Genomic DNA, 14,133 nt, shown 5'->3' with positions numbered 1-14,133 from the left:
GCGTTGGGTACACCCCCTCGGGAGGGGGTGGAGGTCTCACTCTGCGCTGGCGTCCCAACCGCCGACGGAGTTCCTACGCCAGTCAACACCGCTGGGAGGCGACTGGTTTCGCGCTCAGATCTAAAGTCCCGCACGCCGAGGCCGCTGTCAAACAAGCCCGATCGCCGGTAGCTTACCGCAGGGACCTCAAGGCAGATGGCAGACAGCAGCACCAGCTCACCGTTTTTAGGCATGAGCTAGACGGTTCTCCAACCTTACACAGGGTCGTGCGTGTCGGCTTGAAGACCCTAAGCTCTATAGTCGTGAAGCTTTGATCAGTGAGCGTTCGCGTGAAGTCTCCCGTATTCAAACCTTAATTAACGGGGTTGATACTGTCCAATTCAAGCCGGACATCATTCGGGAAATCGAACAGATCAGCGCATTTTCAGCTGCGCTTGGACTTAAGTTCGACCCAGCGGCTGGGTTAAATTATCGACGCGCATTGGAAACCAATGATATCCAGCAAGAAATCAGCACTCTGCGATTACAGCTGCAGCTCGAACAGTTACGCCGCGATGCAGAATTGATTCGCGCCAAGATGCAGGTGCAAACAGACCCGATAAATTCAAATTTAAATCTGATTGACGACGGTGAGCCAGTTGCAGCCACCAGCGGAGTTACGGCAAGTTCAATCGATCAGTTGAAAGTGCAGATTGACCGAATGCTCAGCGCCATGGTAGCCGCACCAGGCAGCGAAGCCAAACCAATCTCAGCTACTTCCATTTCTACGAGCCCTTTCGACGATTTTCGAGACCGGCAGGCCTATTTAGATATGCTTCGCAGCGCGCGCAATGCCGCAGGTCTTGATGAATTACACGATCTAGGTAATTCGGCGCTTATACGTCTGAATTTCCAAGCTACAGTTATCCCAGACTCCAAAAACCCTCGCTCGTTAGGTGCGGTGCAGGTAAAAGTTGATGCGAGCAGCTTCGATGAAGATGCTAAATCATCCTTCCTGTCTGAGTGGCTGGATCACATCAATACGAAGGCAGGCACAAGGACTAGTGGAAAATTCAATCCTAATTCAGATGTGCACGAGCTGCAGCGTTTGGGGCTCCTTTCTATCGTTCCCGTGGCTTCCTTCCAAGTGGCATTACCAGCCGCTGCGCCAACAGGTGCCAAGGGAGGGGTAGCAAACTCGCTCCAAGAAGCTGAATGGAATCAGAACAAAAGCTTCAGTCGATCATTGGGGCTGCTGTCCTCTATCGATACTAAAAAAAAAGCTGCGCGGTTACCAGTACTGGCCTAAGGATGGGGAGTCCGTACGAGCTTGGAAAATGTCTAGAGAATCCAGGGCGATTCAGTCCGCCCAGTCCTCCACCACCCCTTTGAATCCATGTAGTGGTCAACTGATCCCGGACACGACGTTAAGTCTTTTTTCGGACTGAGCTGGCGCCAGTCCGTTATTGAACTGGTGTGGCCGAATCCAGTTGTATCGATGCATCAAATAATGACTGATGTCTCGCTGTGCCTCTTGGGCCGTCATGTAGCCAACGGTCGGTATCCACTCAGTTTTTAGACTCCGGAAAACACGCTCCATCGGCGAGTTATCGTAGCAATTACCTCGACGACTCATGCTCTGACGTATGCGATATCGCCAGAGCCGTTGGCGAAACTGTCGGCTGCCGTATTGCGAGCCCTGATCCGAGTGAAACAGCAGGCCCTGAGGCTTACCGCGTTGTTCATAGGCCATATCCAGCGCCGTGATCACCAGATCCGTATCCGGTTTGCTCGACAATGCCCAGCCCACCACTCGGCGCGCGAAGAGATCCATAACCACAGCCAGGTAATGCCATTTCCCTTGTGCCCAGATGTAAGTGATGTCGCCACACCACACCTGATTGGGCGCAGGAACATCGAACTCTCGATTCAAAATATTCGGAATATCTGGTCGCTCCACCGTCGCTTTTTTATAAGCATGCGAGCCCGGTTGCTTACTGATCAATCCCAGCTCCCGCATCAGGCCACGTACCTTGAACCGGCCAATCTGCTCGCCATCTTCCTGCATCATCGACACGATGCTGCGGCTGCCGGCAGCGCTTCGACTTTGCGTGAACAATTCGTTGACGCGACTGCGTAATCGAATCCGCTCAACATCTGGAGCGCGGCGTCGCAGGCAATGGTCGTAGTAGCAGGAGCGCGGTACTTCAAAGGCTTCGCACAGCAACTCAACTGACTCACGCGCACTTAGCTGATCAATTAGCGCATGCGCTCGTGTTCTTCCGACATCAAGAGCGCGGTAGCCTAATGAGATGGTCACCCCCACACCTTGAGAGAGCTAGGCTTTCCCAGGGGGTTACGTTTCGGAGGCCATCATCATGAGCGAGTTAGCAATGGTCGGGATTGATCTCGGCAAACACAGCTTTCATCTGCACGGTCAGGACAAGACAGGCCGGGGGGTGTTTCGTAAGAAACTCTCACGTCAGCAGATGATGCAGTTCTTCAGCAACCTTCCGGTATGTACCGTAGTGATGGAGGCCTGTGCTGGAGCGCATTTCGTTGCTCGCCAGTTGATGGTCATGGGGCATGAAGCCAAGCTGATTTCCCCTCAGTTCGTTCGCCCTTACGTCAAGGGTAACAAAAACGATTTTGTCGATGCCGAAGCCATCTGCGAAGCGGCATCACGTCCGTCCATGCGTTTCGTTTCGCCTAAGACCGAAGCCCAGCAGACGCTTTCGGTTTTGCATCGTCTACGAGAGTCACTGGTGCGAGACCGCACCAAAACCGTCAACCAGATGCATGGTTTCCTGTTGGAGTTCGGGATTAGCCTACCCAGAGGGTTGGCTATCATGAAGCGCCTGCCGGTCATCCTGACTCAGCATGAGCTGCCCACTCGTCTCATGACACTCTTGGATCGTTTGCGCGAACACTTCAACTACCTAGACGGCCAAATCAGGGATTTGGATAAGGAGCTGGCCCGCCAACTGGCTGACGATGATCTTGGCAGTCGTTTACTGAGCATTCCATGTGTCGGCCCGATCACCGCCAGCCTGTTGGCTGTGGAAATGGGCGATGGCAAGCAGTATGCGTGTAGTCGTGACTTCGCTGCATCTATTGGCTTGGTGCCAAGGCAATACAGCACCGGGGGTAAGGCCACTTTGCTGGGAATCAGCAAGCGCGGTGACAAAAATCTCAGGCGATTATTGGTTCAGTGTGCTCGAGTTTATCTTCAGCAATTGAAAATCCAGCATGGTGCGTTGGCAGATTGGGTTCGCTCGCTGCTGATACGACGGCACTCGAACGTGGTGGCCTGTGCCTTGGCCAACAAACTGGCTCGGATCGCTTGGGCGATCTCAGCTGGTCATGGAGTATTTAATGCAGGGCCAGATGCCGTGGCTATCTGACCCAGCTGTTGTTCTAGTGCCACGAACCACTTTCAGGTTTTGCGATAGCTGAACAATGGATGACGTGAACGGCCCACCGGCCTGGCGAAGAACCTGCTTTAAAAATCGGCTCTGCAAGAAGCCGTTAGCCTTTTCAGGATCGTCAGGCGCGACTCTCATCATGGCGCGGGTGACTCACCCAATAGACGCCGGATAGATTTAAGCAAGCCAAGCACTTCGCCCAATAATCAGCATTGCAAAAACGGGGGTGACCATAGATTTTTTAAAATGGATTTCTCCCGCTCAAGACGGGCAATCCGGGCTTCCAGCTCCTGAATTTTCTGCTGCTCGGGCGTCAGGGCTTTGCTCTGTGGAGTTACACCGTTGCGCTCCTGTTGAAGCTGGTTGACCCAGCGACGCAATGCAGACTCGACCACTCCGAGCGAGCGACAGGCTTCGATATGGCTATAGCCTTGATCGAGCACGAGGCCTGCGGCCTCGCGTTTGAATTCAGCGGAAAAGGTACGGCGTTGTTTGGTCATCAGACACCTCTATCTGGCGAGCATTCTCGCCTAAATGGGTGTCCGGTTTCATTAGACCACTACACCACTTGATAGGGAGACGAGCAAAATCAGGCTTGTGAGGAGTGCTCATAAATCAGCTCCGCTTTAGACATGCCACTGCATCAGTTTGATGAAGATACTAGGGCCACTCGATGAATTATCGCGTTTCTATGTCCAACGTAACGTCATCCCGCCAATGGCATTTCGTCTAATGTCGAAATACGCAAGTCCGTCCATGCGGGCTTGCGCTTCACAAGTATCTCGAAAAATGCATATTTTTTGAAGCCTAACCACTAGTTCCTGAAACTCCGTAGGGGAACGTATTAAAATATGGCTTTCTCAGCGAAACGCATATCTCCAGCCTCATCCCAGAGGTAGAGAAAGCCACCTAAGGTCACTTTCTTCTCCTGCCCAAAGATAGTCGACCATGCGAGGGTAATCGCAAAACCAATTGAATTTACAGAAAGCATGGGTAGAAAAATAGAAGGGTCATTCTGGCGGATTCGTTGCGTGACGTCGTCAGGGATATTGGGGTGCAATCCAACGCCCACTAGGCGCCACGGATTCAGATCTCTGCTGAGCTTTTGGTGAGCTTCTGATACAGATGCGAAAGGTATTAGCTGGCTTTTTCCTGCAGAAATAGAATAGTTAGGTATGGCATTAATGTTAATACATTGGCTGGGAGTGAAGTCTACAATCACAGCTTGGCCATCCACTACTGGCAAATGAATATCAAGCTTTATGTTCTGTGCGGTGAGCTTGCTCATGTTCTCAACTTGGAGTGTAAGAAATTGTTCGCTATCTCCTAGGAAGGACTCTATTCTAAGGTCTTGCACTTCGAGGATAGTTGGATTTTCTTCTACCAGTAGAGCTTCCTTCTTCTTAGCGAGAGTATCTGTACTGAACATGTTTGGATAATATTTTCTCGCAATCGCCTCATGCTCATCCAACATTAGAAGGATCTCACCCCAGCCCAAGATTGTCACACTAAACAGGTTGTTTGCTGTATTTTCAAGCGTGATGGTTCTTGCTAATGCTTGAAGAGGTCCATCACTCGGTGATGTTGTCGCGATGATTAAATGCTGCAAGGCTGGCTGAAATTTCTTGGCTTCTTCAACCTCTTCTAGAACTTCTTTTTCGGTGAGCTTTGAGCCCAGTGCGTTGGACCTGCGTTTGCACTGAACTCCATGAAAACGCATCTCGCCGCTCGGAACCCCGTAAACATCAACACCTTGTTGCGCCTGCCCCTTTCGACCGTGCTTCTGAGTTGTAGGGGAGCGCCAGGTTGCCTTCCAGAGATCACAACAAAAATCTTCGAATTTATCGGCATCATTGATTGGCATTACGTCATAAGACGAGATTTTCATTTAACAAGGCATCCTGAACGTTTTGAATTTTGTGGAAGTCGTGGAGGTCGCATGCTCGCGCATATGGATTGCGTACCCACCCTTTGCTGCCGGGTGACGACTATTGAAGCGGGTCACTGAAAGTCTCGATCTGGCACGCTCGCAATTAACAGTGCGACTCAAGCCCGTATCTGCAGCCATGCTGCAGCACAGTGAACCGCGTGCCAGTGATGATGCGACCCTTAATGCATCTACAGTGCCGTCAACTGCGGATTGTTTGAAAAATCTTCCCTCGCTGTACTTAGCAAGCTGCCGAAGCTGATGCCGCCGCCGCCGCCCTGCTTAAGGGTGCGAAGCGCCGCATGCCAAGCAGCCTGACCTGAAGGATGGAGTTGGAGACGGGACAGGTCACCGCCAGCGCGACTCCATACTTCTTGGTCCCGAGGTCCGAATGGATAAATCTCGATCAAGATCTTCTCTAGTACCGACCACGCTGGCTCCCCTTGCACCGGTCGCGTTGCATCAGGATTGTACGGGGACTTCTTTCCGCCCAGGCTTAGCGCAACAGCAAAATTAACCTCAAGATTGTCAGCCTTAAAAGTTGGGTGCTGTTCATCCGGGATGAGCTTAGGCACTTCTTCGGAGATATAGTTAAACAAGTCAAAAACCTTGATGAAGCCGCTTGCGCTCTTGTCGGCAGAACCGCGTAAACCTGCCAGCAGCGTAGTCGTGAACACACTGTTCCTCGCACCAACAAACACAGACGACTCTTCGTTAGCACGGCAAGATGCCATTAATGCACGTCCGCTACCAACTGCCAGCTTCGCGAACGTATTTTGGCTATAGCCTGACTTGAGCTCGTGGCCCTTGTCATCAGTCAAATATTTCGAGATCGCAGCCCCTCCCGCATGACAAGCATCGATGAAGACCAAAAGTCGCTTCGCCTTGATCTGCGCAAGCGCAGCAGCTAACTCATTCGAGCTGATGGACGTGTTTTCAATGTCAGCAAGATCGCTATCCACAGTGGCCAGCACGCTGTCTTCATTGGCTGGGTTGCCTACGACGCCACCATGGCCGGAGAAGAACACGATAGCGGTATCATCAGTCCCGGCCCGGGTAGCCAGTTCGTCTAGCCCTTTCAGTACCGCTGCCCGAGTAGCGTTAGCGTCTATCAGAGTGACGACATTAGCAGGGTGATAACCACAGTGATCCGGCGATGTTAGCGTAGCGGCGACGTCGTTGACGTCATTCAGAATCGCGGTAGGCAGCTTGGAGATATGCTGATAGTTCGCCACACCAATAAGAAGGGCGTGGCCTTGCGGGTAGCCAGTTGAGTTCATGATTCATGCCATGTGTAGGGGGAGGTTTAACGCCAGCCAACAATATCCGTATCGCCAGCAAAGAGGCGCAGCTTCTCGTTCATGGGAAAGTCTTGGGACATTATTTTAAGTAGATCACGTGCTGTCGGACGGCCGCCGGAGCGGACTGAATTCAATGCAGTGTGCCAACGGGCTGCCCCGTTTTGATACCCTCCAGGCAAGTCTGAATTCTTGCCACCAGCGCGAGACCAGAGTTCTTCACTATCCGGACCGCTTTGATAGAGATCACAGACCTCAGCTTCAAATGCTTTCCACTTCTCGGCAGCGCTTAGCTTTGCGATACCAAGCATCCAGCGCTTATAAATGCTAAGCAAGTTTGCGCACAACCTTAGCCCTGGCTTGATATCAGGCCGGTTGGCAAGCCGATCCGAAAGATACCTAGCCGCGCGGTCCCAATGTCGGGCGACGACTAGCGTCCCCAGCTGCTCAGATGCCGCGTGAGACAGCATTTGAGGGCCTTTCAAGACGTTGTTCAGCCACCCAATAAACTGCTCTTCGGAAAACGACTGGAGGCCACTGACGATTGCTAGACGCGTATCAACCGGCACCGAAGACCTTTCAAGCATTGATCGCAGATTCGCGCTCGCCATTATTGCTTGTTCAAGTGGAGCTTCAGGGGTAGTTACTACTGAGCCTTTCTCCCCGGCTTCCAGCCAGCCGATTGCGGTCGCTTGAAGGTAGTGCTCTCGTTGCGAAGCGGGCAGGAGTGACCAGAGCCGCGCCCGCTCCGAGGTGGCTGATAGGTCAGCCAAGGGGGTCTTAGCCATCGCCTTGAGTAAGCCGGTGTCGACGGATACTCCCTCGATGAGCTGAGCAAAAACAGTGTCACGCGCACCGATGGCGTTGCTAGGTGCGTTCCACAGCGAAGCGTCCTTGACTATCGCCATGCCCCACAGCTGTTGCTCTGTGATGTCTTTGCAGAGGATGTGAGAAAGAATCTCAGGATGGACAGCAGCCTGCTCTGCGCATAGTCCGACCAGCCGCAAATCCTTATGCACGAGCGCACAGTCTAAAGCTTCAATAGGGCTCGCAAATCGAAGGACCGACCGCAAACCAGCGATGTGATCTAGGTTTTTATCTACCTTAAGCTGTTGGCCAGTTGCGTCAATGGGGGGAAGCGTAGCCGCTAGCACGGCGCCGTGCGCGGTGAGCCAGCGCTTCTTCAGCAGCGGCGAGAGCAAAGTGTCTGATGAGGTGGCAGTGAGCTTTCTGGGTACTTGGCCTGCCAGCCTCTGCTCAACTGTTTCAGTAGCCGGTAAGTTATCTACCGCTGTGGAAAACGCGCTCTGGTTATGTGCGGCCCATCTCCAAATTGCGAGGTAAATGGCGTTTTTGTCTCGAAGAGCGGCAGTCGATAAGCCGTTTTTCACTGCAGCGCACCAGAGCGGTAATGCGAGATCTTCATCAATTGAGGCAGCGATCATCTGCGTTAAGACGCTGTCGTCTGCAGGCGCAAACTCAAGGTTACTCACGAGTAGCTCAACCGCCGACCACAACGGCCGCGTGCTGGTAAAGCCAGGGAGCGCCAAGTTCCTCATTAGCATTAACTGCCTGCAGCCTGCGTCAGGAATCAAGGCTGTGAACCGACTGATCAATCTGTCCTTTATGCATGCACCGAACGTCGGTTGATTTGACAGTCCGTCTGCTAAGCGTATTGCAGCCAGCAATTCATCGAAGCTTTCTCCGCCAGAGAGGAGAGCTTGTAGCCGCTCAAGTCGGCTCAACTCCCTGAGCGTATGAACTTCAAGGCCTAGGTCCTCGGCGAGGTCCAGAGTTGGCTGCACATCGCGCTGGCCGCAAAGAATGCCGGCGGATTCAGAGTTAGGATTCTTATCATCAGAGCTGACGATTTGGTGCTTTGTCCAGCGAGCTTGGAGCTGCTCAGGCGTGCATACAAGTGCCGGCGTCGGTTTCTCTACCAGGTCGTTCGGACCGAAGCTCAGTCGGAACGCGAAGGTGCGTCTTAAGGCCGGCCAGAGGTTCTTCCATAGGGAATCGACGAGTTGCTCAAATCCTTCGACACTTAGTCGTACAACTGGAGTGAGTCCCGAAGCTGTCAATGCGTTGGCCGTGCCTATCAAGTCAGCTGCCAGCACGGAACTGCTGGGGGCATTCTCAAGCTCAAGCGTTACCACTGATGCAGGGCACTCTGTCACCGAGGCTGCCAGCCGCCCAAATAGCGCGGCTAAACTTCCTACCTCGCACATATCTTCCAAGCTGACGATTAGCGCATGAGTCAGCACCATTCCACCGCGCGACGCGCTCGAATCCAGAAACGTGCGAGCGACAACGTAATGGCCGTCTATAGGAAAACCGCGAACAAACGGCGACCAAGCTTGCACGCCGGGGGGCACTACATCTGGCAAGTCGAGCTTTGATGCAATAGCAGCAGCTACCGGTGCATTTGTACTCGATGTTCTCAATCCGTGACCACGGCCAAGGATCTCGCCATAAACGGCCTGCTCAACTCGCATGCACTTATGTCTCGCCTGCCATCAATTGTTGGATCGGTAGGGTAATATCGGGGTTCTTCCCACCGTTGGGTAGCACCACGTAACCGAACTCTTCAGGGCCACGGATTGCGTACTCTTGGTCTGCATCCGTCATGCTTAGCGCTCGCTCCAGAGCTGATAGGCCAAGAACAGTAGGCGATACCCAATTGCTGCGTACGAACGACCACAGCATCGGCAGTCGAGACGCCAAGAGATCAGCCGGCATCTCCGTAGTTTCAAGCTCATCCCAGCAGCTCAGCAAGAGCGTTAAGCGCGGTTTGGCAAGAGGCCGATCCAAGTTGAACTGCGCCAAGTAGAGCAGCATTTGAAGGAGTTCCACTGTCCTTGCTTGATCTGACAGCTCGTGTGTTGCCGTCTCGCCCTGTGGCTCAACTGCAGCGAACGACTGCAGCGGTCGCGAGAACAAGTCGTCTTCGGACCGAAGAGAATGCAGTCTAATGAGCACTACCCAGTCTGTGGCTTCGACCACGCGATCACGCCAGGCTGCCGGGATCCGGCGTTGCGCCACAAGACTACGAACCTGTTCGCCGCCGTAGTCTGGCCAAACCAATTCGGCATACCGGCCAGCATGGTCCGTAATCGGCCATACGCTTTCGGTATAGATATTAGCCGGCGTGTGGTCGGTAGCCTTCCCCTCAGTCAGGCAACTGAGAGCCGTAGTGAATGCTTCAAGGTTTGTTGGAGCTCCTGTCATCTTGAGCTTGCAAGACTTCACCATGAGCCGTTTCAAAAACTGGGCCCCGTAGTGAGTCTTGCCGACGTTTGACTCACCGACTAACAAGATGGTGTGTTGTGCAGCCACCAACTATCTCCTACCAAATCGAAAAAGTGGATCGTGACCAATGACTTCAGTCATGGGTAAATCAACCCCCGCGCGTTTAGTGCGGAGAACCCAGTCAAATACCTCGCGGAAGCCCTCTGCAGCATCGGCCTTGCCGCTAGCTGATACGCTGACTACGAACTCTGGAACGCTAGATGAGTGCGAGGCCACTGCTTTTCTGATCTGCGCCTCCATCGCCTCTGCCACATCTACATCCCCCTTCGTCCAGACGAGTGCCAAGCGTCGCCCGCGAGACTCGGCTACTGCACGCTGAGCAAGCAGTTGAAAGTCGTTTCTAGCGGTCCCCATTTTGGGGCCAGCAAGAGCCTGACGGTCAGCAATCAGTAGCGTGACGTCTGCGTGCCGAGCAATCCAGCGGGCTCCATCCGCGTCGGCAGCCTGCTCGTTGATCGCCCACTTCTGAAACCACTCTCCAGGTGCATCGGCAAAAAGAAAGTCGCGTAGCGAACCGTCTTCACGGCGAAAGGCAAGATGAAGCATGCCGGGTGCTCGAGCCGCTCCGCTAGGTGTATGGGGCGGAAAGCTTGGGGGCTGCCCTGGCTTCCAACGCAAATACGTCGCCACCGCCTCCCACCCTGCCAGCGTGTAGGAGTTGCTGAATAAATTGGCATCATCAGTCAGTGCACCTTGCCCCAGCAGCAGATAGAACGCACCGAGAAGTGTCGTCTTGCCTGCGCTTTCGGGGCCGACGATACCGACAGTGATGGGTTTGATCTTACCGTTGACAAAGTTGAGGTCAGACTCACCCATCGCCAAACCGCTCCATGGGAGCAGCAAATGGTCGTCATCATCCGAAGCGGTTACTTCACCTTTGCTTCCACGTTTCCAGTCGGGGCAGACGTCGCGCCGGATGTGACCCAGCGTGCAAGTCGTGTTGTCATCAGCGAAACAGTTGGGGTGAGGACATCTGTCCATAGGCGTCTTAATTCTTCTTGAGCCTTTTGGTTGGGCTTTGACTTATGGCGCGTGCACTCTGAAGCTCACGGAATAAGTATGTTCCCCACTCGGATGGGGTCATCTTGGTGGAAGCATCAACGCCACCAAGGGTACGCAGAGTTGTCGCTTCGATTGCACCTGAATTCCTCAGATGTCCAATCAACGACAGCAGAGGTCCTCGCCCAACTGGTTCAGGTGTGTACTTAGCAGCCAGCGCGCGGAAAGGCTGCATGAATGCGATTGTCCTGGCGTCGCACACTAGGCTGGCGACGTCACGCTCACCGTTGTTCTGTCCTCCATCTATAACCGGAAGACAGCGAATCGCCTCCCGCAGGAAGGCCGAAACGCTCGCCGGAGAATAGGTGGGGACTTGCTCGTGCAGGTCGAGGGCCATCAACGCAGAGGCCTCGAAAGGCGGCAGGTCGAGGTAGCTCGCGTGAGCGCTCGGGGAATACAGCGCCTCTTTCCACCAAAGCAGATTGGTACGGCGCTGTAGACCTGCAGTGGCGCTGCTGAAACTGGATAAAGCATTCTCAACGTGAGCGGTGACCGCATCCGCCAGCGTAGATAGGGGGCCGGATAAGTCGACAGGTACCGGCGCAAGCCCCTCGGCCAGTTTATTCATAGCTTCTGCGATGGCGACGCTCATCTTGGTTGCAAATGATGCAGCCCACTGTTGAGGCTGGTTCGACCCATACTGATTTGGACTGTGAGGACCCCATGGTCCCGCGGCCGAATGGATGTATTCTCGGAGCTCAGCCTGATCAACTGTGGGTGCCTCATAGTCTATAGCCACAGGCGCTGGAGACTTGAACTGCAACGCATCCACCGTAATCATCTCCGGCGTAGCCCACTCTGCCTCGGCTCGCGCATCAACCTTTGTCTCTATTTCGCTAACAGCTTCGCGCCAAATCTCAGCTTCGTCGGAGGTTTCGGCGTGAGACAGCGCATTACGCGCCGTATTGACGAAGGCAACGGCAATCGCATCATCTGCGCGAGCTGCCTGCATGATCGCGTCCAGAAGAACGGCACGTAAAATGCTTATAGGACGCGTGGAAAACGCATATGAAACAGTTTCCCATTGCTTACGAAGGTGGGCCATCGCCTCTTCTACGGTCGGGTCCGTAGCTGGAATATTGGGGTCGGCCGCCACCATCGTGTATCTGATTGTCTTTGAGGGGGCCTTTCGAACACTGGCTGCCAGATCTTTAGCCGTGGATCGAAGCTTTTCCAGTTTGGTGTCATCGCCTTTAAGGTCGATAGCTCCAATTTCAAGAAACTTCAACAGAAATTCTTCTTCCATTCCCTTGTCTCCCGACCTCTGTCTATTTGGTGGAGCTAATTGGTCCTGACTCTGCTCGCAGATGATAACACTCCAATGGTGGCGATATAGCGGCAACCGTACACCATGCGCACGTCCATCTCCGGTAGCCACCAGCTCTCGATGGTAACCAAAGCTCGACCGTTCGTTGGCGACTCTTGGTATCTCCTATGTAAGCGACCAGCAAACTCACCTTGCGCGGTTTACCGATAACGAATTTCGGCAGTGATTTTTCATTGCTTCTCACGAGTCGCATCGTATGCATGCGGCCAAGTCGTCCACACGACAACGCAGCACGGCGACGTCATAACAAGAAGTGTTGTGATGTTTAGGTACCTCCCCCAACCTCATTTCGTCAGATGAGGCTTGATGCCTGGTCGCGCTGATGTGCATGAAAATTGCTTAGTATTGGTATTCTTTGCTACGGGAAGCGTGTAATGGACGTATGGATCTCCATCATTTCAATTATGGCCGCGCTATTGCTAGGGGCCATGAGTCCAGGCCCCAGCTTCGTAATTGTAGCGCGTAACAGCGTTTTATTATCCCGTGCGGATGGTGCTGCTACTGCGCTCGGCATGGGAGTCGGCGGCGTAGTTTTTTGTGGCATGGCACTGGCTGGGTTCTATTCGTTATTGGCATCAGTTGAGTGGCTATACGTAACGGTGAAGGTTGCAGGTGCGCTTTACCTGTTTCACATCGCCAGTCAGATATGGAGCGGAGCCTCAAAGCCACTCGATCTGGTCACCGAGCCGGTAGACAGAGAGCGTGATTTTTTGAAATCTTTTTGGATGGGTTTCAGCACACAGCTCAGCAACCCAAAAACGGCACTTGTCTATGGAGGTATTTTTGTAGCACTCCTGCCTCAGAACGTCCCGTTTTGGTGCTATCCCGTCCTCATTGTCATGACCTTTTTAGTCGAGGCGGGGTGGTATGCAATTGTGGCGCTAGCTTTCTCAAGCTCCCGACCGAAAGAAATTTACTTAAACGCCAAATCAATTATTGATCGCGCCGCTGCGCTGACGATTGGCGCATTGGGCGTAAAGCTAATTTTGACCTCAAGTGAACTTGGATCGTAGAAATCATTAAGTTACTCCAGCAGCCATTTAGGAGAAAACAGTTCGGTGATCTCACCTGATTGCTGCATCGAAATTCCCGTCAGAACGTCCCTCAAATAACTATTAGGGCGTAACCGATGAGTTTGGCCGAGCCTGCAATAGGTTCAGCAACGCCGGCGTGGTGTTGCCACTGCGCCACAATTTTGTGAAGGCCCAATTCTTGCGTCCAAGAGCCCATGGTCGGCATCATGCTTTACTTGATTAAACCGATTTCCACTTATGCGGCAGCAACTCATCGATCTCACTCGCCCGCTGCGTCGGTAGCCGCGTCAGGACATCCTTGAGATAGGCGTACGGGTCATGACCATTTAGCCGCGCTGAGTGGATCAAACTCATGATCGCCGCAGCCCGTTTTCCGCTGCGTAGCGATCCTGCGAAGAGCCAGTTCTTGCGCCCAAGAGCCCATGGCCTGATCTGGTTGTCGGGTAGTCAGACGCGGTTACCCGCGTCCAACCCCCTAAGAACCGTGCATGCGAGTTTCCCAGCACACGGCTCAAGCCTCTACAAAGGCACTGTTAAGTACCCGGTTATACCTCTTTAACATTGGCGTACTGCTGATCTCTGGGGCAACGCAGGTGATAGATCTCAAGATTGACTGCGGCGTCCGTTCCCCCGTCGGCCAACTTTACGATGTGGCGACTATGCCACGGCGTATCTTTGGTAACGGGCTTATGACAAACAGAACATAGGCCGCCTTGCTGTCGCCAGACGCGATAAAGCTTCGCTCGTCCCTTCGTTGATTTGAGCATTTTCTTGT

The 14,133-nt window shown here is 53.4% G+C and carries 10 protein-coding genes and 3 pseudogenes; 3 read left to right on the top strand and 10 right to left on the bottom strand.

Annotated features, from left to right (window positions below):
- Nucleotides 1-310: 310 nt before the first annotated feature.
- The gene (locus AFK24_RS08025; protein WP_065832753.1) at nt 311-1,288 is read left to right on the top strand and encodes a hypothetical protein; all 978 of its coding nucleotides are present in this window, start codon (nt 311-313) and stop codon (nt 1,286-1,288) included.
- A gap of 96 nt (nt 1,289-1,384) precedes the next feature.
- Here AFK24_RS08025 and AFK24_RS08020 read toward each other — a convergent pair.
- A pseudogene (locus AFK24_RS08020) lies at nt 1,385-2,284 on the bottom strand (IS3 family transposase); the annotation flags it as partial.
- Nucleotides 2,285-2,357: 73 nt separating this feature from the next.
- Here AFK24_RS08020 and AFK24_RS08015 point away from each other — a divergent pair.
- Nucleotides 2,358-3,383: an IS110 family transposase gene (locus AFK24_RS08015; protein ID WP_065832751.1), complete on the top strand. Its 1,026-nt coding sequence runs from the start codon at nt 2,358-2,360 to the stop codon at nt 3,381-3,383.
- Between the two features lie 260 nt (nt 3,384-3,643).
- Here the strand turns inward: AFK24_RS08015 and AFK24_RS08010 are convergent.
- From AFK24_RS08010 to AFK24_RS07980, 7 genes and pseudogenes are all read right to left on the bottom strand, one after another.
- Nucleotides 3,644-3,904, bottom strand: a pseudogene (locus AFK24_RS08010) (transposase); the annotation flags it as partial.
- A gap of 344 nt (nt 3,905-4,248) precedes the next feature.
- Nucleotides 4,249-5,292: a hypothetical protein gene (locus AFK24_RS08005; RefSeq protein ID WP_065832750.1), complete on the bottom strand. Its 1,044-nt coding sequence runs from the start codon at nt 5,290-5,292 to the stop codon at nt 4,249-4,251.
- Between the two features lie 230 nt (nt 5,293-5,522).
- The gene (locus tag AFK24_RS08000) at nt 5,523-6,611 is read right to left on the bottom strand and encodes a caspase family protein (protein ID WP_065832749.1); all 1,089 of its coding nucleotides are present in this window, start codon (nt 6,609-6,611) and stop codon (nt 5,523-5,525) included.
- 26 nt (nt 6,612-6,637) lie between these two features.
- Complete coding sequence (locus AFK24_RS07995; RefSeq protein WP_065832748.1) at nt 6,638-9,124, bottom strand: effector-associated domain EAD1-containing protein; 2,487 nt, start codon at nt 9,122-9,124, stop codon at nt 6,638-6,640.
- Nucleotides 9,125-9,128: 4 nt separating this feature from the next.
- The gene (locus tag AFK24_RS07990) at nt 9,129-9,965 is read right to left on the bottom strand and encodes a hypothetical protein (RefSeq protein ID WP_065832858.1); all 837 of its coding nucleotides are present in this window, start codon (nt 9,963-9,965) and stop codon (nt 9,129-9,131) included.
- Between the two features lie 3 nt (nt 9,966-9,968).
- Nucleotides 9,969-10,754 carry a TRAFAC clade GTPase domain-containing protein gene (locus tag AFK24_RS07985; protein ID WP_080482078.1) on the bottom strand — a complete coding sequence of 262 codons (786 nt, stop codon included), beginning with the start codon at nt 10,752-10,754 and terminating at the stop codon, nt 9,969-9,971.
- A 172-nt stretch (nt 10,755-10,926) separates the two neighbouring features.
- A complete protein-coding gene (locus tag AFK24_RS07980; protein WP_065832746.1) occupies nt 10,927-12,243 on the bottom strand; it encodes a GTPase-associated system all-helical protein GASH in 1,317 nt (438 codons plus the stop codon).
- 455 nt (nt 12,244-12,698) lie between these two features.
- Between AFK24_RS07980 and AFK24_RS07975 the strand changes: the two genes are divergently transcribed.
- Nucleotides 12,699-13,337, top strand: a complete 639-nt coding sequence (locus AFK24_RS07975; protein ID WP_065832745.1) for a LysE family translocator — start codon at nt 12,699-12,701, stop codon at nt 13,335-13,337.
- A 240-nt stretch (nt 13,338-13,577) separates the two neighbouring features.
- Here the strand turns inward: AFK24_RS07975 and AFK24_RS29775 are convergent.
- Both AFK24_RS29775 and AFK24_RS07970 read right to left on the bottom strand, forming a co-directional pair.
- Nucleotides 13,578-13,799 (bottom strand): annotated as a pseudogene (locus AFK24_RS29775) (transposase domain-containing protein); the annotation flags it as partial.
- Nucleotides 13,800-13,903: 104 nt separating this feature from the next.
- The coding region (locus AFK24_RS07970) for an HNH endonuclease signature motif containing protein (protein WP_139110465.1) at nt 13,904-14,133 on the bottom strand (230 nt) is incomplete at its 5' end.

This window comes from Pseudomonas syringae, assembly GCF_001698815.1.
Lineage (GTDB): Bacteria > Pseudomonadota > Gammaproteobacteria > Pseudomonadales > Pseudomonadaceae > Aquipseudomonas > Aquipseudomonas syringae_A.
Note: the sequence above shows the minus strand (reverse complement) of the source record. Positions and strands in the feature narration are given on the sequence as shown.

What these genes read in the sequence shown, in the direction of transcription:
- AFK24_RS08015 (WP_065832751.1), top strand. Translation starts at nt 2,358, where the DNA reads ATGAGCGAGTTAGCAATGGTCGGGATTGATCTCGGCAAACACAGCTTT.
- AFK24_RS08005 (WP_065832750.1), bottom strand. Translation starts at nt 5,292, where the DNA reads ATGAAAATCTCGTCTTATGACGTAATGCCAATCAATGATGCCGATAAA.
- AFK24_RS08000 (WP_065832749.1), bottom strand. Translation starts at nt 6,611, where the DNA reads ATGAACTCAACTGGCTACCCGCAAGGCCACGCCCTTCTTATTGGTGTG.
- AFK24_RS07995 (WP_065832748.1), bottom strand. Translation starts at nt 9,124, where the DNA reads ATGCGAGTTGAGCAGGCCGTTTATGGCGAGATCCTTGGCCGTGGTCAC.
- AFK24_RS07985 (WP_080482078.1), bottom strand. Translation starts at nt 10,754, where the DNA reads ATGGGTGAGTCTGACCTCAACTTTGTCAACGGTAAGATCAAACCCATC.
- AFK24_RS07980 (WP_065832746.1), bottom strand. Translation starts at nt 12,243, where the DNA reads ATGGAAGAAGAATTTCTGTTGAAGTTTCTTGAAATTGGAGCTATCGAC.
- AFK24_RS07975 (WP_065832745.1), top strand. Translation starts at nt 12,699, where the DNA reads ATGGACGTATGGATCTCCATCATTTCAATTATGGCCGCGCTATTGCTA.